The organism is Longitalea arenae (assembly GCF_016924755.1).
In the GTDB taxonomy this organism is placed as follows: Bacteria; Bacteroidota; Bacteroidia; order Chitinophagales; family Chitinophagaceae; genus Niastella; species Niastella arenae.
Genome location: NZ_JAFFJX010000008.1, coordinates 1 through 20860 on the forward strand (window position 1 = coordinate 1; position 20860 = coordinate 20860).

Genomic DNA, 20860 nt, shown 5'->3' on the forward strand with positions numbered 1-20860 from the left:
GGGGTGTTTCAAATTTGTACAGTATGGTTTGCAATTGCAAACGGGGTGTTTCAAATTTGTACAGTATGGTTTGCAATTGCAAATGGGGTGTTTCAAATTTGTACAGTATGGTTTGCAATTGCAAACGGGGTGTTTCAAATTTGTACAGTATGGTTTGCAATTGCAAACGGGGTGTCTAAAATACCGTTCAGGCACCCTTAACATTTAATATTCCCGGATCTTATTACCTTTGAATTATATAAGCCCAATCTTTTATCATTTCATCGTGATACCATGGATAAACAGATTCCAACCGAAAGTCTTGTACAGTATTATGAAAGAACGGGCCAACCGGTCCCTAAAGGCCTGTTATCGGTAGCCACCGGCGCCAGTCATTTTTGTGTAAAGCCAACGACCGGCCCAACCCGTAAAACACCGTTTAACCGGCGCGATTATTACAAGATCTGTTTAAGCAGTGGTACCGGCCGGGGTAAGGGAACGCTCATCTATAACGACCAGGAGATCAACCTGCATCCGCCCTGTCTTATTTTTACCCATCCATCAGTGCCCGCTTCCATTGAAATTTCCTTTACCAATGTGAGCCGCTATGGCTGCATATTCAACAAGCAGTTCATTGAAGGGCAACTACAACCGGATGTGCAGTATGCCAGCCCTTTGTTCAATCCGGCTTTGTTTCCGGTAGTTGCACTGACTGAGGAAGAAAAAGACCGCTTGAATAATTACTTTATAGAAATGCAGCGCCTGCAGGAGTCGGATTACCCTTTTAAATGGGATATGGTGCGGAATATTCTGCAGCTGATCATTCATGAAGGCGTAAGACTGCAACAAAAACAGCTTATTCAACCTACTGTGGTGCACGACAGACTGGTAAATGCATTTTACTCCCTGCTGAATCAGCAATTTCCGGTTGATTCTCCTGAGAACTCCTTGAAATTGTTAACGCCCGCTCATTTTGCCGATCTCTTGCATGTGCATGTGAACCACCTGAACAGCATGGTGAAAAAACATTCCGGCAAATCCACCCGCACGATTATCCAGGAACGCATTGTTACCGAGGCAAAGGCATTATTGCGCAATACCAGCTGGAATATTGCCGAGATCGGTTATGCCCTTGGTTTTGAATATCCTTCCCACTTCAACAAGTACTTTAAACAGTTTGCTTCCATTACACCACTGGAGTTCAGGCAGCAAAATGCCGTTCTTGCCACCCACCTTTGAATTGTATAATAATCTGTTTGATTGGTATAATGATGGCAGGCGCCGGCTCACCTACCTTTACATGGCCAATTAAACAGATTACCAATGAGGAATTTAACAGAATCCCGGATACGGGCTAACACCTATGTTGCATTGAGCCTGATTCCTTTGTCTGGATTTGCTATGGATGTTTTTATTCCATCACTGCCTGATATGGCCGTGCAATTGCATACGACCCCTGCTTCTATTCAATTAACGCTTTCCCTGTTCATCATCAGCTATGGTGTTTCCCAGTTAATTGTGGGCGGCCTGCTGGATAGTTACGGGCGTTACTGGCCAACGATCATCTCGATGCTGGTATTCAGCGCTGCCAGTTTTGCCATTGCCTGGTCGGGCAGTTTATCGGTGATCTATGCAATGCGTATCATCCAGGGCTTTACAGTAGCAGTAATAGTGGTGAGCAAGCGATCCTTCTTCGTTGATGTATACAAAGGCGAGCAATTAAAGAAATATACCAGCCTGTTCTCCGTGATCTGGGCGATCGGTCCTATTGTAGCGCCATTCCTGGGCGGCTTCTTTCAAACCACCTGGGGCTGGACCTCCAATTTTATTTTCCTGGGCATTTTCAGCTTTGTTTTCTTTTTAATAGAAATTTTCATCGGGGGCGAATCGCAGAAACAGGCACAGCCTTTCAGTATAAAAAATATCCTGGGTAGCTATGGCAAGATGGTAAAAACCACCGATTTCAGTGCCGGGATGATCGTATTGGGCCTTGCCTATGCGATGATCTTATTATACGGAATGGCCAGTCCCTTCCTGATCGAACAGCGTTTACATTTTTCTCCCGAAGTCACCGGGTACTGTGCGCTTTTTTCAGGGCTTTCGGTATTAACAGGTGGTACGCTTTCCAGGTTATTGATCAAAAAACCATTTGTAAAGAAATTGATCTTTGCCTCCAGCCTGCAAATGATAGCGGTACTAGCCCTGGTAATACTTAGTTTTTATCATCAAAGTTTACCTACGCTGTTACTGTATGTATTCCTTTTGCACAGTACCGGTGGATTTATATTCAATAACCTGATGTCGTACACGCTAACACGTTTTCCCGAGTATGCGGGTAAAGCGGCCGGTTTGGTAGGTGGCGGATTTTCAGTAGTGACTTCTATCTTAAGTTCTTTACTGGTAAATACCTTAACAATAACCAACCAAACCGTATTGGGCATCGGTTATGGCGTGCTGGCCGTCGGAACGCTGCTGATCATTGTAAAAACCAAATGGGTGGTACAGGAAACGGTACACAAGAATAAAGCGGTAAAAGAAAGGGAGACAGCCGTTGCGGCGGCATAAGATCATATTATGCGAAGATGCAAATGCCCCCGGCTCGGCCAGGGGCATTTTTCGCTTCTGTAACAGGTCACAATTTATGGCTATACCGTCCCTATACTTTTAATGCTTCCTGCGCTTCCAGTGTTTTCCATATCTCTTCCATATGAGTATGATCGGTTCCGCAGCAACCGCCGATCACCTTTAGTGCTGGTAACAATTGAAACAATTGCATGTATCCTTCCGCCAGCAGGCATTTGTCACCGGCGTCGAGGGTTTCCGATTCATCCAGTTCGGCATGGCTTTTAAGGGAGGCATTGGCCCTTATGCCGCAGATCCTGTTTTTCCAGTCACCGGTACTTTCCAGTTGGTGTAAAAAGTGCTGCGGATGGGCGCAATTGATCATATAATGCTCGGTATAAGATGCCGTTGCCTGATCTGTTCTTTCAATGGCCTGCCGTAATAATTCTCCACTGGGTAAGCGGCCATCGGTTTCCACCGTAAAAGAAATAACAGCAGGTAACCCGAATGACCGGGCTGCCTGAATGATACCGATCGCTTCATCACTGTATGTAATGGTAACGGCTGTTATGAGATCTGCATCGGCCATGGCAAATGCTTTTACCTGTTCCAGGTGATACATTTTTGCCTGCTCAGCCGTCATTCGATTGTCTGCTTTATAACCATCACCCCGCGGGCCAAGGTTTCCGCTGATAATGATATGCGACAATGTGGATGCATAAGGACTTGCCAGCCCGCGAATGAATTTGATGGATTGTTTGTTCAATGCAAACAGTTCATCGTGGGTGTATCCCAGTTTAAAGCCCCAATCGGAACTGGCCCGCCAGGTAGGCGACTCCATTACAAAGCCCAACCGGTACTTTGCTGCGATCGACAGGTATGGCTGGTAATAAGCAGTCAGGGCCTGGCGGCCTTCTTCAGTGCTTAACAATTCAAAGGCGGCAAAAGAATTCAATGCAATGCCCTGGTTAAAGATCAGGGTTGTTTCCAGTCCGCCATCTGTACCATACAATGGCTGCTTAAAAACAGATGAGGGGCGATCGGTGCTTTCCATTATTGAATCAGTTTAAAGGTTTACAATAGTTGTTTACGATCCAGTCGCCGATCTTGTTTCCCAATTCCAATCCGGCTTCGCAGGCAAAGCGGAAATGGATACCCGCTCTTACTCTGGAGTCGGCATTTTCTTTGGCCGCCTGGCTGAAGCTGCTGAAGCTCCTGGTGCTGCCGGCAGGGAATGCGGTAGGTGATGTCATGGTAAAGCTTGTATTATCGCTTAATATCTTCGCCATCACCGTTGCTGCGGCACTGCCTAAAGCGCTGTGGGTACTTGGGTAATCCTGTACAGGCGGGGTGTTTTCCAGGGGCAGCCATTGATCATCAGCTGTTGTTTGATCATTGCCATCGGTGGCGGCGTGATGAATGGCTGTATAGGGCCGCCAGAGATCATAATACGCCTTCGAGTCCCAGCCTGCTGTATACGCATCGGCCAGTGCGATATCGACCAGGGCAAAGAGCCTGGCGGTTTCCAGCAGGTTTAATTTTTTATTCACGGCCACAGTGCGTGCTACACGGTTCCAACCGGCTTCGGAAAATTCATACCAGAATTTTGCATAAGCTGTTTGGTCGGTGGTACGGGTGGCGCTGTTCAATCGGCCGCTTTCCTTTACTTCATTAAAGGCAGTAGCATAGGCTGCGCTGTTTAAGGCAGGCGGCGCTGCTACGCGGAACTGATCTTTCTTTTGCAGGCCAAACAACCGTAGATTTTCCCAATAAGGCGCAAAGCAAAAGTTGAAGGGCGGCACTACCTGGTATTTCCCGGGAACATCTGTAACGGGTATGGGCACCATTGGATTGCCTGCCGAACCATCGTCGGTACGTTGAGCAATAATGGCCCCGGCTGCTTCTTTGCCGAGCTTTATGCCCCTTTCTTTTGCATCACCATCGTAAACAGGCGCCAGTGATTGCTGCCATGCAGAATCAAGAAACCCTTTTTTGGCCGGCAGTTCATGCAGTAACACGGTATGTGCTGCTGTTGCAGCTGCCGCTACCGGATCTGCACCCGCATCTTTACCGCTGAATGCATACGTAGTGTACCGCGGGTACACACCATTCAATGCATCATGCATGGCGATATGCACCATAGCATTAATGCGGGAGGCCATCAGCGAATGCTGGTATTTGGCACCGCCAAAACTTTCATAGGCCACTTCATTCCATTGTAATACTACATCATTGCGTAGCGTTTTGACAGGATCAGCAGGATAATTGTTCCTTGAACAGGACAGTGTAAACTGGGAAATCAACATTCCCGCCATCAATCCGAAATTTCTTACGTGCTTCATTTTTTATGTGTTTTATAACCAATGAAGCGTAAGTTGGCGCCTTACAATGTGAGGGCGGCGGCTTCCGTAGTCCAGCTAATGTCACGGTCGGGTTGATAAGCGCAAAGGATCCCGGTTTTAATGGCGTTCGATAAATGCGCGCCCAACAGGGGGTGGTGTTGTTCAATACGTGCAATGGCATTGCGGATGCGCCAGGTGAGTGCCGACCTTGCTTTTTCTACCGTGCTGCCGCTTTCCCTCGCTTTTCCTTTCAGGCCCAAGGACCTGGATAAGTGATCCACCAGTTTGTCATATTCCGCCTGTAATTTTTCAATACGGGCAAAATCACTGCGCTGTTCTGCTTCCTGCAGGTCAATTTGCAGATCGAGGATCTTTCGCTGATATTCCTTTCTGGCTTTTTCATCGATCAGCTTTTCTCCCTGGTCATTCACGCTGCTGCCCATGAGTTCGGCACAATGAAATAACTGGCGCGGTTCGCGCAACATTTTTTGAATGTCATAAAAGCCTTTCAGTTCGGGCATTTGCACCAGGGTGCCATCGTAAGAAAGCTTCCATGCGGCCGCTTCTTTCAGGAAATAATTTTCCATGGCTGGTTGAACGGGCCGGACGATTTCAGGTTCCTGCCTGATCCTGAAATGGCCGTTGCTGATAAACTGCAGAAATTCATCGAGGTTGGTTTTATATCGGTAAGGATTGATCTTCGTTATCCAATCAATAGCTTCCTCGGCGGTGAAGTCTTTTCCCCTGCTGATCAGTTTGCGGTAAGTTTCCAGGTATAAATTCCAGTAATACTGCATACGTTCCGGCTGCTGCAGGTAATAATAAATGGCGGCGTAATAAGCATCGGCATTCGCAATTTTCGCTTTCTGCTCTGGCTTAATGAGCGAGGCGGCTTTCGCATAATCGCCCAGTCTGAAATAGATCAATACGCCAATGATAAAGTAGTTGTCTGTATTAAAAGGCAGCAATTGAAGGGTCTTCTCATAGATCTCCAGCGCTTCCTGCTCTTTGCCCAGTAATAAAAAGCACAATGCGATCTGCATGTGGGTGTCAGGGTCATTGGGATTCAGTACCAATGATTTCCTGAAATAGAACTCGGCCGTATCATAGGATTCTTCATACAGGAATATTTTACCCATGACCATGGCGGTAACATGGTTTTGATCATCGAGCTCAATGGCTTTCTGCGCCCATTCGTAAGCGCCGGTGCGCGATACATCCCAACGTTCCCATAACTGGCAGCTCCATTCATTGAAATAGGTCATCGACATGCCGGTATAGGCCAGGGCATAATCGGGTTGTATCTCCAACGCTTTTTGAAAATGTTCACGGGCTTTCAGATCACTTTCTACCGAACCTTTTTTAACCTCCTCCATACCATATAACCAATGTTCATATGCGCCGAACGCTACGCTGGGTCTTTTGCGCATCCTGGTAAGCAGGTCGTTATTGATCTGATGCTGCAACACCCCTGCTACCGCAGCCAGCAGATCATCCTGCATGGCATGCAGGCCGCTAAGCGTACCTTCGAAGCGATTGCCCCAAACCATGTGCCGGGTATTGCTATTGTATAATTGAACATTGATACGCACCAGTTCCTTTTCACAACGGAAAGTACCCTGGATAAAATAATCTGTTGTTAAAGAGTCGAGTAAGTTGTTTGAAAAGGGATCAGCATTTATTTGGGCAGCAGGTAATTTGATGATGCGGAACTGCCGGAATCGCGACAGCTCGGTTGTGAGATCAGTGCTGAAAGACCTGCAGAAAATACCCAGTTCTTTTTGCAAAGAAAGATCTTCAAATGGAAAGATCGTAAGGGTTATATGGTCATTGGCTTGCATCCCCGTTCTTTACTGGTTCTGCAAAAGTATCCTATTTAAGAAAGGCGCCAATAACACAAAGCGGGTACTTTCTTAAATTAACATTTGACATGACGGTGGTCAGGTTTTCACTATGGAAAGTTTACGGGCGGGTAATCACAAACTTATCCGGAATTCAGCAATCAGTATTAATAATCCTTTATATTTTTATGGCCTGAAATTGGCTATAATGTCGCCAGTCAACCCTATTAAAGTATGAAACCAATTTTTTTCCCTGCCCTCTTGTCCTGTATCGTTCTTCAGGCCAGTTCACATCCCTTAAAAACGCCTGTTAAAAAGGCGCCTGCATATGTTACCGCTGCCGCTGTACGGGCAAGTATGGAGGATGATATTCTAAAGTATGTTAATGCTTACCGCAAAAAGAAAGGATTGCGCCCGCTCACGATGAATGCCACCATTAGTGCAGAGGCACAAAAGCACAGTGAAAATATGGCGGCCCGGCGTACTTCCTTTGGTCACAACGGCTTTCAGGGCCGTATGAAACGGATCACGAGTTCCCCTGCTATCAATGGTGCTTCCGGCGTAGCCGAAAATGTTGCCCTGGGCAGCACCACTGCAAAGGAAGTGGTTGATAACTGGTTAAAGAGCCCGATGCACCGGCAGAATATTGAAGGCGATTATAACCTGACCGGTATCGGCGTGGCTGCCGACAGAAAAGGAACTCTTTATTTTACGCAGATCTTTGCTTCCAATTAAATATATTCAACAAACCCGGCCGGTTATCATCGGCCGGGTTTATTTCTTTTACTTCTTCAGTCCCTCAGATACGCACTCGTGATCGACTGCTTCGCTTCTAACAGGTCTTTCGGCGTTCCTTCAAACAGTACCTGTCCGCCTTTATGACCGCCCTCAGGGCCCATGTCAATGATCCAGTCGGCATTTTTAATAATGCTGATATTATGTTCAATGATGATCACGGTATTGCCTGCATCTACCAGGCGGTTGATGATCGCCAGCAAGTGGCCTATATCAGACATGTGTAAACCGGTTGTAGGCTCATCCATTACATATACACTTCCTTTTTTATGCAGCTCGCTGGCCAGTTTAATGCGTTGACATTCCCCGCCCGATAAAGTGCTTAATGGTTGTCCCAGCGTCAGGTAATCGAGGCCTACATCACTCATCGCCTGCAGCTTTTTTTGAATTTCTTTTTGCTTAAAGAAATCGAGTGCGCCCTGAACGGTTAAGTTCAATACATCAGCAATGGATTTGCCGTCGAGTTGATAAGCCAGCACTTCTTCTTTAAATCGCTTGCCTTCACAGATTTCACAAGGGATCTTAATACCATCCAAAAATGCGAGATCGGTGTATACCACCCCGGCGCCCTGGCAGTTTTCGCAGGCGCCTTTTGAATTAAAGCTGAACAGGGAAGCGCTGACCTTATTGGCCGAGGCAAACGCTTTTCTGATATCGTCCATTATGCCCGTATAAGTAGCGGGGTTAGACCGCGAAGTAGTGCCAACGGCTGACTGATCTATTACAATCGCATCTGGATGTTGCTGCAGGAATGCATGATGTATAAGGGAACTTTTTCCTGAACCTGCCACGCCGGTTATTACAGTTAATACCCCAGTTGGAATATCTACATTTACATTTTGCAGGTTATTCACCCGCGCTTTTCGAATTGGTAGTTTACCGGTATGTTTTCTGAAAGCTTCTTTGACAGGGATCGTTTGTTTCATGAAGCGGCCGGTAAGCGTTTGCGCTTTCAACAGGTTATCAAAGCTGCCTTCAAAAACAATATTGCCGCCACGGTTTCCGGCGTGTGGCCCAACATCCACTATATGATCGGCTATCTTTATAACATCGGGGTCGTGCTCTACAACAATCACGGTATTCCCCTTATCCCTGAGTTTTTTGAGCAGGTCGTTCAGGCGATGCACATCACGGGGATGCAGGCCTACGCTTGGCTCATCAAAAATATACATCACGTCGACCAAACTGCTGCTTAAATGTTTTACCATCTTGATGCGCTGCGATTCACCGCCCGACAAGGTGCTGGTTTCGCGATCAAGGCTGAGATAGTCCAGGCCGATATCAACCAGGTGTTGTAATCTTTCAAGAAGCGTTTTTAAGATCGGCGCTGCTACCGGTTCTTTGATCGCTTCCAGCGCACCTATCAAGTCGGTAATTTCCATAGCGCTTAATTGGGCAATATTCTTTCCATTGATCTTGCAGCTAAGGGCTGCCTGGCTCAGGCGGGCGCCTTTGCATAAAGGGCAGGGCTGCAACCCGATATATGGCGCCACTTTCTTTTGCGTTCTTTCAGAAAGGGTTTTCAGGTCGCGTTTAATATAGGCTTTGGTAAATTTTTCAATGATACCCATATAGGTAACATTTATAATACCACCCCCAAATTGCATTTTTACTTTCTGCGGTTTGCTGTACAGCAAGAGGTCCATTTCTTCTGTTGTGTAATCGCGCAGTTTTTTATCAACGTCAAAAAAGCCGGAGCTCGAATACATGGCAATTTCCCACGACGCAAAAACCGGCACCTGCACAGCGCCTTCTTTCAGCGATTTATCCATATCGAGAAAAGATTCGGCTTTAACACCCATCTTTTTCCCCAGGCCACTGCACTCAGGGCACATACCCTGCGGATCGTTAAATGAAAATGCATTGGAATAACCAACATGCGGTTGTCCTACCCTGGAATACAGTAAACGCAGCACCGGCGCAATATCGGTGATGGTGCCCACGGTGGAAGTTGAACCACCGCCCAGTCTTTTTTGATCAACGACAATGGCCATGCTTAAATTTTCAATGGCCTCTGCCTGCGGCGGCGCATAGCGGGGCAGAAAATTGCGCACAAACATGCTGAAGTTCTCATATAACTGCCTCTGCGCCTCCGTTGCAATGGTGTCAAAAACAATTGATGATTTACCCGAACCTGATACACCGGTAAATATGGTGATAGTTCGTTTGGGGATTTTCAGGGAAACATTCCTGAGATTATTTTCCCGGGCGCCCTTGATTTCGATATACTCCTTTTGCATAATTTATTTTAGATATCTGTAATTGATGTAAATACAATACGCGCAGGCCGAAACAAGAAAAGGGCATGTAATTTCGGAAAAAATAGCTTTTCTACCTTGTACAGAAACGACAATTAATTTGATTTAACTGCCCTTCCCTTGCAGAGATAAACAATGACATTTAATATTGTAGCTATGAAATACCTGCTGACCTTTATTCTTTTCTTGTGTCTCCAACATGCATACGGTCAAACCGATGACATATCGTCTAGAATGGCCGCGTATGCATTGGCAAAGAATTCAGATCAGCTTTACCTACATACCGATAAACATATTTACACCAATAATGAACAGATTTGGTTCAGCGCCTGGATGCTGCAATGCGGGTCTGATTCTGTACCGCTTCACCATTTTCTATCCCTAATGCTGGTGCCTGCCGACTTACAGGTACCAGTAAAGCAACAAAAGTTTGCCATGAACAATGGGTATAGTTATGGCAGTTTGCAATTGCCCGATTCCATAGCACCGGGTGAATATAAACTGGTGGCAAGCACCAATATAATGGGAGCTGATAGTTTGCCGCTGGCTTTGTTTACGCAGGATATCAGGGTGCGGTCGCTCCGGCAATCTGAATTTGTGGCTGCCGCCACCCTTTTGGAAGACACTGCCGGCAGAAAAGACCTGCTGATCACTGTTAGGAACAAAACCAGCGGGCAGCCGGTTCGCGATGCGGAATTGTCGTTATGGTGCGGAAACAGCAAAGTGATCAATGCGCGAACGGATAAAAATGGGATGTATCGACAGAATTTGCTGGTATTCACTGCAGCGTCTGCTTCACCAGCCGTTGTAATCGCAAAGATCAAACACAAGGGCGATGTGGAGTACCTGCAGCATAAATGGCCGGGAGCGGCCCTGGTACGGGAACTCGATTTGAGATTTTATCCGGAAGGCGGGAGCCTGGTATCAGAGATTCCCTGTACTATAGGTTGGGAATCGAAAAGCAGCTTTGGCGAAGCGGTGATCACACAGGCAGTGTTGTTTGAAGGTCAAAGACCCATCGACACTATAAAGACAAATGAGCAAGGCCTGGGCCGCTTTGTACTGGTGCCTCGTGCAGGCGCTACCTACCAGGTTAAACCCATAAAATGGCCGGCCGGCATGTTATTGAAACAAGCGCCCTATACATTGCCAACCGTATTAGTGCAAGGAATGACCTGCAGCGTACCAAAAGCCATCACCGGCGATTCTCTTCGACTGAGTGTTTTCGCAAATGGCTATTCACAGGTAAATATGGTGGTGCATAATTTCAGAAGGGTGTTCAATCAACAGGCACTTAGCGTAAAACCAGGTGGTGTGCGGGTATTGGTGTTGTTAAACGAAATTCCGAAAGGACTTACCGCCATTACCCTGCTCGATAGTAATGGCCGGCCACTGGCAGAACGCCTTTTCTTTGCGCATTACAACCATAAAGCAGTCTGCACCATTACCCCAGATCAAAAAGTATATGAGAAGCGGCAGAAAGTAACAGTCTCTTTTCAACTCAGCAATAACCAACAGCCGGTTACAGGTTTCGCTGCGGTTGGCTGTGCGCAGGCGAACCGGTTTGAGCATAGCAAACACCAGGATCTTGAATCCTTTGCTTACCTGTATACCGAATTGCAGGACGCGCCGCCCTATCGTACGGGTGATGGATTCCGCGATGCTGGTTACCTGGAAGATCTGTTGCTGGTGCGGGGCTGGAGAAGATACAGCTGGCAGGAATTACTGGCCGGGAACCATAACCCGCCTGTCTTTAATTCACCTGCGATAACAGGATACGTTGTGCCGGGAGAAGGTAAGATCAGGAAGCCGGTTTCCATAACCCTGTTAGGCGGCCAAAACAGTGTTACATTTGTGAAAACCGATGCGAAGGGCCGTTTTCAATTTTCCTTCGATCAGTTACAGGTACCGCAGGAGAAGAAATTGTTTTTACTGACAGGAGATAAAATTGAAAAAAATACAGTGGTCATCGAGGACCCATATGTAGCGTTAAATAAAAAACTGGCATCGGTCATACCATTCAACAAAACAGATCCGGACAAGTATCTGCAATATGCGCAGGATATGATGTTAGCGGATTTGAAAAAAGTAAAACAGCTGGCGGTGGTTACTGTAAAAGGCTATCGGGGCGCTAACAGCACTTTCTCCGCTACCAATGCCTGCGGCGATTTTGTTTGTTCCTATAATAAATTGAATTGTTATGGCCATGTGGGTGACCCGGGCAATCGTCCTCCAGTGAAAGGGCAGACCTATCGCATGAATGGAGGTGGCGTAATTGTTTATGCAGGGTGCGGCATGGGTGAGAATAACAAGGAGTATGAAGGAATAAAGCTGGGAAAGGAATTTTATGTAGACGATTTTAGTGAAGCTTCGGGTGTTCCAAAATACATTTCCACGATTTATTGGTCGCCCATGTTCACATTTGATAAAGATGGAAAAGCCAGCGCCAGTTTTTACACCAGCGACATCAGCGGCCGCTATCGCATTGTGATCAATGGCGTAGCCGGGAATAATTTATTCTATGCCACTTCTTTCTTTGACGTGAAATAAAGATCGCTGGGTTATACCTTCATGGCAATGGCCATTCACTGCCAAAGGCCTGGCCATTTGCCGGCGCGCTGATGATTTCCACTTCTTTTAAAATTTATTTCGTTTTCCTGCTCTCCCTTTTTCGCCTTTTTGTGTCTTTATCAGTTAAGCAGTCGGTTAAAATTGTAATTAAATATTTGTTATGCGGCGATTTTTTCAAGCGGTCCTTTTTATTTTCGGCTTACTGGTGCAAGATCCGGTTTATTCCCAAAGCAATCGATTGCGGTTCATTACCTATAACATCCTGCAGGGTATGCGGTTGGATACCGCTGCCGGCAAACCTGTATTTGTTCAATGGCTGAAGGAGATGGATCCCGATGTGCTGGCGCTGCAGGAGGTGACAGGTTTTACACAGGCTTCCCTGGAGCAGCTGGCACAGCAGTATGGACATCCCTATGCAGTATTGTTGATCGAAGGTGAGAAATACCCGGTGGCGATTACATCCAAATACCCAATCGTGAACGTACAGAAGATAAGTGATAATATGGACCGGGGTTTTATCACAGCCCGGGTAAAAGACGTGAACATAGTTTCCTTGCATTTTACACCCTTCGATTACCGCAAACGCCGCCAGGAAGTAGACCTCTTGCTGGCGCAAATCAATGCGCAAGCCAAAAAAGAAAAGTGGGTGATCATGGGCGATTTCAATACGGTATCGCCGGATGATGCTGCGAGTTACAGCGATGGGCGCATGGTGGCCAATTACCAGGCCTATGAAAAAAAGTATGCACCCGTTCAAAAGCTGGTCAATGGCAGGCTCGATTATACGGTCATTGAAAAAATAACCGCCAGCGGCTTCATCGATGCGCTGAAAACAACAACCCCCTCCTTTGTGAAAACAGTGCATCCAAAACGGTTTGAGCCAAAGACCGGTACCGATGTGCCATCGCGGATCGATTTTATATTTGTTAGTAAAGACCTGGTGAAAAAGATCGCGGCAGCGCGGGTATTGGTGGATACTTTCACCGATAATTATTCAGACCATTACCCTGTATTACTTGACCTGAAATAAAGACGATGAAAAAAGTGTTTGTAAAAATTATTGGCTGTTGTTTCCTGTTATTCCTCCATGTTTCAGAAGCCCTGGCCTTGTCTGAAGAAGACCAGATCCTGCTCATGAAGAATTTTCCTTTTCTGTATATGTTAGAGCCGGCCTTGCAGAAACTACACAAAGAACCAGCAACTTTTATAAGCATCAGGAAGAGGCTGGCGTCTGCTGCACAGGATGCAAAACAATGCCAAACGGCGGCCTGCTTCAGCGGCAGCCTGCAATTCACCCCTGGTGAGATTGATTCCATCGGCGATGCATTGGCAGGTTTGGTGTTAGGCAATGAAAAGATCAGGAAACTGGTGCACGCAATAAAAACCGGTGGCCCTTATCCACTCTTTGCAAAAGAGACGGACGCTGTTTTTGTGCGCAAAGCCTGGCAGGCAGATGCAAAGGGCATTAATTATATTCTGGGCATCTATCTCGAAGGGCGTGCACCCCTGTATCCAAAGATCGATTCCATCAGTTTTTCGAAAAATGATCCGGCCTTTCGCGACAGTGTCGCTGCCGGCCTGGCCAGGCTGATGAAAGATACATCTTCCGCATTCTTCAGTATTCCCCTCCTGCTTACGCTGGAAGCGCTGCGTTTAAATGGCCGCAATGAAGCCGCCCGGTACGAACCCTTATTCAAAAAAGAAAATGCCGAAGCATACCGGCGATCGAAGAAAATAAAATGGAGATCCTATCCCTATAGCGTAATACTGGTGCCCGGGCTGGGGCCTGAACAACCGGATGTAAAGCTCGATCCCAATGGCGCAAGAAGATGCGATAGCGCCGCTCTTCGCTATCGCGCCGGTAAAGCGCCTTTCATTGTTGTTTCTGGCGGCCATGTTCATCCATACAAGACACCCTATTGCGAAGCAGTTGAAATGAAAAAATACCTGGTAGAGGTGTTGCATATTCCTGCAGCCGCCGTGATCATCGAGCCGCATGCCCGGCACACGACCACGAACCTGCGCAATACCAGCCGCATCGTATTTCATTTTAAAATGCCAGCCGATAAGCCGGTGCTGATCGTGACCGATCCTGGCCAGAATACCTATATTAATGGCGCCATGCATAATAAGGTGATAAAAGAACTTGGTTATACGCCCTACAGTGCAATTAAAAAGGTACGTGCCAACGAAACGGAATATATACCTTCAGAAAATTCCTGCCAGATAAATTCCCTGGAGCCGCTCGACCCTTAATCCCCTTAATCAATACTGATCAAAATTTATTGCTTATGAAGATCCCGAAACGCAAATTCTTCCTTGCAGCTGTTGTCCTGCTGATGATGCAACTGGCCTGGTCACAGGATAGCATCCTGTATGTAGATGCTGCGACCCTTCTTATGACGGGCAAAGCAAAAACGACAGATTCCATTTATCAGCGCATAGATACGATAGACAGGAAAGGCATGCCGCCGGCTGTCATTGGCCTGGCCAAACAAAGTGCCGGCATTGCGGTGCTGTTTGAAACCAATTCAACGGCCATCAGGGCAAAATGGAGCCTGCCCAAAGAAGTGTACATGCATAACATGACACCCATTGCGCACAGCGGTCTGGATCTCTATTGTTTAAAAGACGGCAAATGGCAGTTTGTGGGTGTTGCCAGAACCGGCAAAGGCATTCACCAGGACCAACTGATCGTGCGGAACATGGATAGCACTATGAAACAATTCATGCTCTACCTGCCCCTGTATAACGGCGTTGGTTCATTGCAGATTGGCGTACAGAGAAATGCCATTATACAGCCGCCTGCTCACCCGGCTGTGAATAAAGCAAAGCGTATTGTGGTCTATGGCTCCAGTGTGGTACAGGGAGCATCAGCCAGCCGCCCCGGTATGGCATACCCGGCCATATTACAGCGAAGGACCGGTTATGATGTCATTAACCTCGGTTTCAGCGGCAGCGCCAAAATGGAACCTGCATTGGCAGCATACCTGGCCACTGTACAAGCCGACTGCTATATATTGGATTGTATTCCCAATCCCAGTCCGCAGCAGATCAAAGAAAGATCATATCCTTTTATTAAATACCTGCGGGAGCATCAGCCGGATATCCCTATTATCATAGTTGAAACAGTCTTCCGGCAAAATGGTTACTGGGATCAACAGGTTGGCCAAACGGTAAAAGATCAAAACAATGAGATCAGGAAGACTTACGAGCGCCTCTTAAAGGAAGGATATAAGAATATATATTATCTTGAAACAGACAAGCTCATCGGAAATGACCACGAAGCAACGGTCGATGGCATCCATTTAACCGATCTTGGTTTTACCCGCATCGCTGATGCACTATTGCCCGTTATAAAAAAAGCACTGAAGAGAAAATAGTCATATTACGATCCCTCTTGAGCTTATTGCCGGTTTTTATGGCATATACTGATGCCGGATGCCGGTGGAAAAAGGCGTCCACCAGCAGGCTTTCTGCCCGCAGGCCTTCAACGCGTTGTTCGCCCAGGTATTACAGGTGTGAAATAAGCTATACCGGCCTCTGGCTTCATAAAAAGCATCGTGTTTGCCATAAGGCTTCGCTGTTCTTATGGCAATAGGAGCGCCGGTAGCCGACCTTTGCAAACTGTTTTCGATAAAGGTCACCAGCCGCTGATATTGTTCATTAGAGATAACCAGCTTTATACAGTTCTTCCCTTCTTTGATCTTTTTATAATAAGTGGCGTGAACAGCGGATGAGCTTAGCCAGAATGCAGCTTTCAAAGCAGTGCTTGCCTTCAGATCGGCCCAGGTGGGTGTTTGCAGGTAAAAGCCTTTGTCGCCCCAGCCAAATGCAATGTAATCAAGTGCAGTATCACCGGTGAGCGTATTTTCGAACAGGATCGTTTGGCTCCAGTCTTTAGTGGCCGTTTTTACCGGCAGCACAAGATCCGTGTGCACCGAACTGCTTTTGATATAGATCGTAACCTGTCGGGGAGCATTGGTTTCGGGTGCTACTGTTAACCGTGATAAGATCCAGGCAGCGCCGAGGTACCCACATAAAAGCAGCACAAAGGTTAATAAGGTATAACCTGTGTATTTCAGGAATTTTCTCATGTAGTAAGGTTATTGATCTTATTTTAATTCCTAAACTTACATGAAAGTAACCTGTTCTTTCGCAAAATGGCCAGTTAGTGGTATGCAAAAGCGGTCATCAATGGGAGATAGTTATCCAGATGGGTAAACACCCCTGGAGCAGGTACGAGTTTACCCGTAAAGTTCTTCCCGCATTTTAACCAGGATGGCTTCAGTTTTTTCTTTGTCGGGGTGAGTGGGTAAGGGGCTGGCATAATACGCCTTTTCAATGCGGCTCATCAGCGCATCGGCCATCAGCAACAGATCCTCGTATTCAAAATCACCTGCTTTAATAGATAATAATTCCTCCCGGTTGCTCCGTTTCACTTGCAGCAATCCCTGGCTTAGTATTTCCTCTGCCACCTGCAGCAATCTTATCGTATGCATCATATTCTTGGCATCATAGCCTTTGCCATGCTCGCTATTGCCCTGGTAGCGAAGCTCGTTTCGTTTTTCCACCCATTCCCAGTATTCTTTATAATCTTTACAATAGGAAGAATAATGTTCTTTGTTAAAAAACAGGTAGGCTATTTCTTTTTCTCCTTTGGGAATTGAAGACAGGGATACTTCATTCGCAAGATCACTGCTCATGATGCCGCGGTAACGGAGTGTATTGTTTGTGTCATAGAACAGGGCATACAATCCTTTCGTGTGTGGCATATCGATGAGTCCGCATTGTTCCTGTACAAAATTATTTTTCGCAAGCCACTCTGTTAAAGGTACCGAATGATAGCCATGCAGGACGTAACAAAAGTCAAGCACCGATTTACGTACCGGATCAATGGGGTTCACTATTTTCTTTTTATAACCCCTTGCTTTTTTTATTTGTGTGAGTGCATACCCCGCAAAGGTCTCTTTACAAAGTTTCGACAGGAACAGATCCATGTGCAAGCTGTTCATAATCGGATGCCTGTATAATATGCAATCTTCCGGCGAGGCCAGCAGTTCAAGGATATTGGGATTGTTCTTTATTAACAATTCTACAAAGCGCCCAAGCTCATAATACACTTCATCACTTGATTCATTGCTGATCTGCGGAATGTAATCCAGTCCATAAAATTGCGCTTTAGGCAGGTAATAAACACCCCTCAGGTCGATGTCAGACGTGGAGGTGTTCAACCCATAGGCTTTACTGCCACTGATGCACTCCAGCAACAAAAAGCCCTTCTCTTTTATGTCCTTAATGGTCATACCGTGTAATAGTGGTTATAAAAAATTCATCGAGTTTATCCGCATCAAAATGTTCTTTTTTCAAAGCAACAGATGCTGTGTTGATCCGGCCATATTCGGAGTCAATAAATGTTTTCAGGTCAGGGCTGATGTTAATGACGAAACTTTCTGCCGCCCGGGCTTTTAAAGCGATCAACTCATTTACCTGCTTTTTTAAAGGCGCAGGCAATAAGGTCATTAACGGTCCAATGGTCATAGGTGCAATGCTTTGCTTTTCGAGGCACCATTTGGCAGCCAATAATGGCCGAAGCACATAGAAAAGTTTTTTGATCTTTATCTCCGTGTCGTTGGCGATGGTTTCCATGGCCCCTTTGGCAATACCAAGGTAATGATGAATATTGGAACGTTGGTCGAAATAATACGGACACAGCGCCCAAAGTTCATTTTTAAAGCCTGGCTCCTCGCTGTAGATAATGGGTGACTGCAACCATTCGAAAGGGGTGGTATTTGACTTCCTCATGAGTTGAAGCACCTTGCGAATGTCCCAGCCATACATGTCGAGGTCGCCATTGATGGCGAAATTCAGGTCATAGGCCCGGTCCATCACAGACAGGTAGTAGCGATAGGGACGTACGTAAATGAAGCGTACATCGTAATCACTATCGGGCGAAGGAAATTGCCAGCCCCTGCTGCCCGACTCACAGGCGAACAGGATTTTTAGTTGATGTTCCTGGGCTACAAACGCCAGTCTTTCGATTATACTAGCTCGCATAAATAAAGTTTGAAGCAGGAGTTAAGAAGCAGGAAGTACGAGGTGTTTGCATCTTTTTGTCGCCTCCCTCTTACTTCGCATACTTTTAACTTAGCCTTTTTAAAAATTGAAAGTCTTTCAGCCCTGATCAGTCTATCAATAACCGGGTCACCGCTGCCGTGTTCTTTGCCCATGAAAGCTTGTACACTTCGTCGGCATCCGGCGTTTCTACCAACTGCAGTTGCTGGGCTTCCGCTTTTATTTGTAATAACTGGCCAATGCTTAATTTACTACTTAGTTTTTTCAACAGGGCTTCCACATTCCGGGTATCAAGATGCTGCACGACCTGACCACTAAATGGTAATTCGAGCCAAATGATCTCACTCTTTTTTACATCCAGCACACCGAAGACCAATCCTTTGCTAAGGTCGTTTATAATACGCACCTGATGTTGTACACAGGAAGGATCGTAGGCTACACCGCTGCTTTCAGAAATGGTCATTGGATGCCGGCTGTTCATCCAACCCAGTAGGAGGTTTGGTGTAATGCTGCCATTGCTGTAGGCATTGCAGGTAAAGCTCACGTATTTGGCGCCTGCTTTTTGCAATGTTCGCAGATCCATTTCGATATATTCTGCGGTGCCAATCTTGTTTGGAATACTCCTGATATCACCGCTGTGTTTACAACCGGTTGTATACAGGTTGCTGTAGGAACAACGTTCTGTGCCAGTTGGAAGCGCGATCAAACAGCTCAGGTCCATATCCATATGCTGGGCGGGTAAACCACTTCCCCATTGCATAAATAACCTCACAGTATCCCCAGCCACTTTGAACCGCGTTCCCATCAGGGCGGAAGACATATCCTGCACCGTATCGCTTCTATCACCAATTGAAAGCGGTATATTGAACAGCAGGGGATCGATATACATTGTCTTACAGGTGTTGGCTGTCTTCGCAAAACGTTTTTTCGTGATCTGCAGGCACAGGCTGATGACCGCAGCCTGCATTTCCTGCAGCTGCTGGTCGGTGTACAGCTGCAACAACCGGTTAGCCGCAATGATCTTGTTTACACCACCCAGTGGTTTTACCGAGCGGGTACTGTTTCTGTCAAAATAATTTTCCGCATACATGGCCAGTGTGAATAACAAGCGGGCCGGCACTTGATCGATCACATTCATAAAAGCGGCAATAGTAACCTCGTTGCCGAACCATAACATATTCGCGAACAGCGAGCGTGCAAATAATCCGGGTCTTTGTTGCAACAATGTAAGCGTTGTTTCTGCATCATACCGCAACTTGTACTGTTGTACCATTCCCTGCCATACTTCATAATCTTCATTATAGAATGTATCCAGCAGCTTGCGAAGTTTTTCAAATCCCTTCCGTTTACTGTACTCGGCCAGGCGTAGAGCCCTGATGAACCTTACCCATATGCCACGCTTGGAGTGCATCATTTCACACATTTTCGCGGTATCCAGGTTCAGCTTGTTTAACCACGTAGCAACCATTAAACAGTCTTTACGGTTGTATTTCAGTTTTAAAGCGGCCTTTGCCTGTAAGTTCGCGCTGCCGCTATTATCAAGCATGGGTAAGAGGTGTCTGTTATTGATTGCTTTCCGCTTAATAACAGTACGCGGCTCAATGATCTGAAGATACCCTGTATGTTTATACCATAGATAACGCAAAACATCGGTTGGCGAAGTGAACAGTGCTTGTGCTTTGGCTGCCTGCTCCTGGCTTACATAGATATCAATTACCGCCATCAGCGTTTCCTTCATCGCTATGGATACTTCAGGCAAAGGCAGTTTGGTCAGCAGCATTCTCAGGCTGTCCATCTGCGTAGCATCAAGGGCTGTTTTGGAGCTCAGCAGGTCTTTCAGGAATTCATTTGCATCCTCGATAGTCCATAATTCCAGGATCTTTTGCTCGCTGCCCTGTTTGTAATTTTCAATAGCACCGAATGTGAACGGTGTTCCGCAAAACGGGCAACCATTGTAACGCTGCAATGGAAATGTATTGTCTGGAATGATATGCCCGCATGGCAGCCTAGTACCTTTGCTTTTAAATATATTGGAAAAGAAGGTGACTATGTGATCTATTACTGATTCGCCGGTAGGAACATTCCAGCCTTTTACCAGGGGTGCCCAGTTCTTACTCACACCTGTAACATCACGCAGCATTTCCAGCAGGGTGAACTGGAAACCAGGTGCGGTATTGTTCAATGCTTTCAATAATGATTCGGAAACACCAAAACCCAGATTGGATAAATTAGCTATCAACAGGCCGGTGCTTTCGTTTAGGGTATGTTTGCTGGTAAGGGCTGCTTCGGGAATAAATACTGCCTGTTGCCGGAGGCTTACTTTTAATAACGGATTCATAACATTCATTTTAAAACCTGATAATGCTGTTGCTGGACTTGATAAAGTGTGTTGAAGTAAGCAACAATTGACCAAAGTTTAGCGAAGCAGGTTGGATTC

General features: G+C 46.4%; 16 protein-coding genes. 8 read left to right on the plus strand and 8 right to left on the minus strand.

Translation table 11 applies throughout. The features are described from left to right. The 3 genes from JT717_RS16435 to JT717_RS16445 form a co-directional block, all read left to right on the plus strand. Positions 1 to 201 (plus strand): hypothetical protein (locus JT717_RS16435; protein ID WP_205511592.1); only part of this gene is annotated, 201 nt, incomplete at its 5' end. 72 nt (positions 202 to 273) lie between these two features. Beyond that, positions 274 to 1218: a helix-turn-helix domain-containing protein gene (locus JT717_RS16440; RefSeq protein ID WP_205511593.1), complete on the plus strand. Its 945-nt coding sequence runs from the start codon at positions 274 to 276 to the stop codon at positions 1216 to 1218. An 84-nt stretch (positions 1219 to 1302) separates the two neighbouring features. Further along, entirely contained in the window at positions 1303 to 2544 is a 1242-nt protein-coding gene (locus JT717_RS16445; RefSeq protein ID WP_205511594.1) for an MFS transporter, read from the plus strand. Between the two features lie 91 nt (positions 2545 to 2635). Here the strand turns inward: JT717_RS16445 and JT717_RS16450 are convergent, their stop codons facing one another. Genes JT717_RS16450 through JT717_RS16460 form a run of 3 tightly spaced genes read right to left on the minus strand, consistent with a single transcriptional unit; the run spans position 2636 to position 6724 of the window. Next, a complete protein-coding gene (locus JT717_RS16450) occupies positions 2636 to 3595 on the minus strand; it encodes a homocysteine S-methyltransferase family protein (RefSeq protein WP_205511595.1) in 960 nt (319 codons plus the stop codon). Positions 3596 to 3602: 7 nt separating this feature from the next. Beyond that, positions 3603 to 4883: a vanadium-dependent haloperoxidase gene (locus JT717_RS16455; RefSeq protein ID WP_205511596.1), complete on the minus strand. Its 1281-nt coding sequence runs from the start codon at positions 4881 to 4883 to the stop codon at positions 3603 to 3605. A 41-nt stretch (positions 4884 to 4924) separates the two neighbouring features. Then, positions 4925 to 6724: a tetratricopeptide repeat protein gene (locus JT717_RS16460; protein WP_205511597.1), complete on the minus strand. Its 1800-nt coding sequence runs from the start codon at positions 6722 to 6724 to the stop codon at positions 4925 to 4927. Positions 6725 to 6958: 234 nt separating this feature from the next. Here JT717_RS16460 and JT717_RS16465 point away from each other — a divergent pair, with 234 nt between their 5' ends. Next, positions 6959 to 7459 (plus strand): CAP domain-containing protein, encoded by a 501-nt coding sequence (locus tag JT717_RS16465; RefSeq protein ID WP_205511598.1) that lies wholly within the window; start codon positions 6959 to 6961, stop codon positions 7457 to 7459. 56 nt (positions 7460 to 7515) lie between these two features. On the opposite strand, the gene JT717_RS16470 is transcribed toward JT717_RS16465, so the two are convergent. Beyond that, positions 7516 to 9759, minus strand: coding sequence for an ATP-binding cassette domain-containing protein (locus tag JT717_RS16470; protein ID WP_205511599.1), 2244 nt, complete (start codon positions 9757 to 9759; stop codon positions 7516 to 7518). Positions 9760 to 9933: 174 nt separating this feature from the next. On the opposite strand from JT717_RS16470, the gene JT717_RS16475 reads away from it, so the two are divergent. The 4 genes from JT717_RS16475 (at position 9934) to JT717_RS16490 (ending at position 15731) form a co-directional block, all read left to right on the plus strand. Continuing rightward, positions 9934 to 12327: a hypothetical protein gene (locus JT717_RS16475; RefSeq protein ID WP_205511600.1), complete on the plus strand. Its 2394-nt coding sequence runs from the start codon at positions 9934 to 9936 to the stop codon at positions 12325 to 12327. 181 nt (positions 12328 to 12508) lie between these two features. Beyond that, positions 12509 to 13378, plus strand: coding sequence for an exodeoxyribonuclease III (locus JT717_RS16480; RefSeq protein WP_205511601.1), 870 nt, complete (start codon positions 12509 to 12511; stop codon positions 13376 to 13378). A gap of 5 nt (positions 13379 to 13383) precedes the next feature. Further along, a complete protein-coding gene (locus JT717_RS16485) occupies positions 13384 to 14604 on the plus strand; it encodes a YdcF family protein (protein ID WP_205511602.1) in 1221 nt (406 codons plus the stop codon). Between the two features lie 35 nt (positions 14605 to 14639). Beyond that, positions 14640 to 15731, plus strand: coding sequence for an SGNH/GDSL hydrolase family protein (locus JT717_RS16490; RefSeq protein WP_205511603.1), 1092 nt, complete (start codon positions 14640 to 14642; stop codon positions 15729 to 15731). Positions 15732 to 15767: 36 nt separating this feature from the next. Here the strand turns inward: JT717_RS16490 and JT717_RS16495 are convergent, their stop codons facing one another. The 4 genes from JT717_RS16495 to JT717_RS16510 all read right to left on the minus strand — a co-directional run bounded on the left by JT717_RS16495 (position 15768) and on the right by JT717_RS16510 (position 20761). Next, on the minus strand, positions 15768 to 16445 hold the full coding sequence (locus tag JT717_RS16495; protein WP_205511604.1) for a TIGR02117 family protein: 678 nt from the start codon (positions 16443 to 16445) through the stop codon (positions 15768 to 15770). A gap of 150 nt (positions 16446 to 16595) precedes the next feature. Continuing rightward, positions 16596 to 17654, minus strand: a complete 1059-nt coding sequence (locus JT717_RS16500) for a DNA polymerase beta superfamily protein (protein ID WP_205511605.1) — start codon at positions 17652 to 17654, stop codon at positions 16596 to 16598. Continuing rightward, the gene (locus JT717_RS16505; protein ID WP_205511606.1) at positions 17644 to 18405 is read right to left on the minus strand and encodes a nucleotidyltransferase domain-containing protein; all 762 of its coding nucleotides are present in this window, start codon (positions 18403 to 18405) and stop codon (positions 17644 to 17646) included. Before JT717_RS16505 ends, JT717_RS16500 begins: the two co-directional genes overlap by 11 nt. Before the next feature lie 127 nt (positions 18406 to 18532). Then, complete coding sequence (locus JT717_RS16510; RefSeq protein WP_205511607.1) at positions 18533 to 20761, minus strand: hypothetical protein; 2229 nt, start codon at positions 20759 to 20761, stop codon at positions 18533 to 18535. Positions 20762 to 20860: the final 99 nt, after the last annotated feature.

Excerpts from the sequence above, each read along its gene's own strand:
- JT717_RS16440 (WP_205511593.1), top strand. The coding sequence starts at position 274 with ATGGATAAACAGATTCCAACCGAAAGTCTTGTACAGTATTATGAAAGA.
- JT717_RS16445 (WP_205511594.1), top strand. The coding sequence starts at position 1,303 with ATGAGGAATTTAACAGAATCCCGGATACGGGCTAACACCTATGTTGCA.
- JT717_RS16450 (WP_205511595.1), bottom strand. The coding sequence starts at position 3,595 with ATGGAAAGCACCGATCGCCCCTCATCTGTTTTTAAGCAGCCATTGTAT.
- JT717_RS16455 (WP_205511596.1), bottom strand. The coding sequence starts at position 4,883 with ATGAAGCACGTAAGAAATTTCGGATTGATGGCGGGAATGTTGATTTCC.
- JT717_RS16460 (WP_205511597.1), bottom strand. The coding sequence starts at position 6,724 with ATGCAAGCCAATGACCATATAACCCTTACGATCTTTCCATTTGAAGAT.
- JT717_RS16465 (WP_205511598.1), top strand. The coding sequence starts at position 6,959 with ATGAAACCAATTTTTTTCCCTGCCCTCTTGTCCTGTATCGTTCTTCAG.
- JT717_RS16470 (WP_205511599.1), bottom strand. The coding sequence starts at position 9,759 with ATGCAAAAGGAGTATATCGAAATCAAGGGCGCCCGGGAAAATAATCTC.
- JT717_RS16475 (WP_205511600.1), top strand. The coding sequence starts at position 9,934 with ATGAAATACCTGCTGACCTTTATTCTTTTCTTGTGTCTCCAACATGCA.
- JT717_RS16480 (WP_205511601.1), top strand. The coding sequence starts at position 12,509 with ATGCGGCGATTTTTTCAAGCGGTCCTTTTTATTTTCGGCTTACTGGTG.
- JT717_RS16485 (WP_205511602.1), top strand. The coding sequence starts at position 13,384 with ATGAAAAAAGTGTTTGTAAAAATTATTGGCTGTTGTTTCCTGTTATTC.
- JT717_RS16490 (WP_205511603.1), top strand. The coding sequence starts at position 14,640 with ATGAAGATCCCGAAACGCAAATTCTTCCTTGCAGCTGTTGTCCTGCTG.
- JT717_RS16495 (WP_205511604.1), bottom strand. The coding sequence starts at position 16,445 with ATGAGAAAATTCCTGAAATACACAGGTTATACCTTATTAACCTTTGTG.
- JT717_RS16500 (WP_205511605.1), bottom strand. The coding sequence starts at position 17,654 with ATGACCATTAAGGACATAAAAGAGAAGGGCTTTTTGTTGCTGGAGTGC.
- JT717_RS16505 (WP_205511606.1), bottom strand. The coding sequence starts at position 18,405 with ATGCGAGCTAGTATAATCGAAAGACTGGCGTTTGTAGCCCAGGAACAT.
- JT717_RS16510 (WP_205511607.1), bottom strand. The coding sequence starts at position 20,761 with ATGAATCCGTTATTAAAAGTAAGCCTCCGGCAACAGGCAGTATTTATT.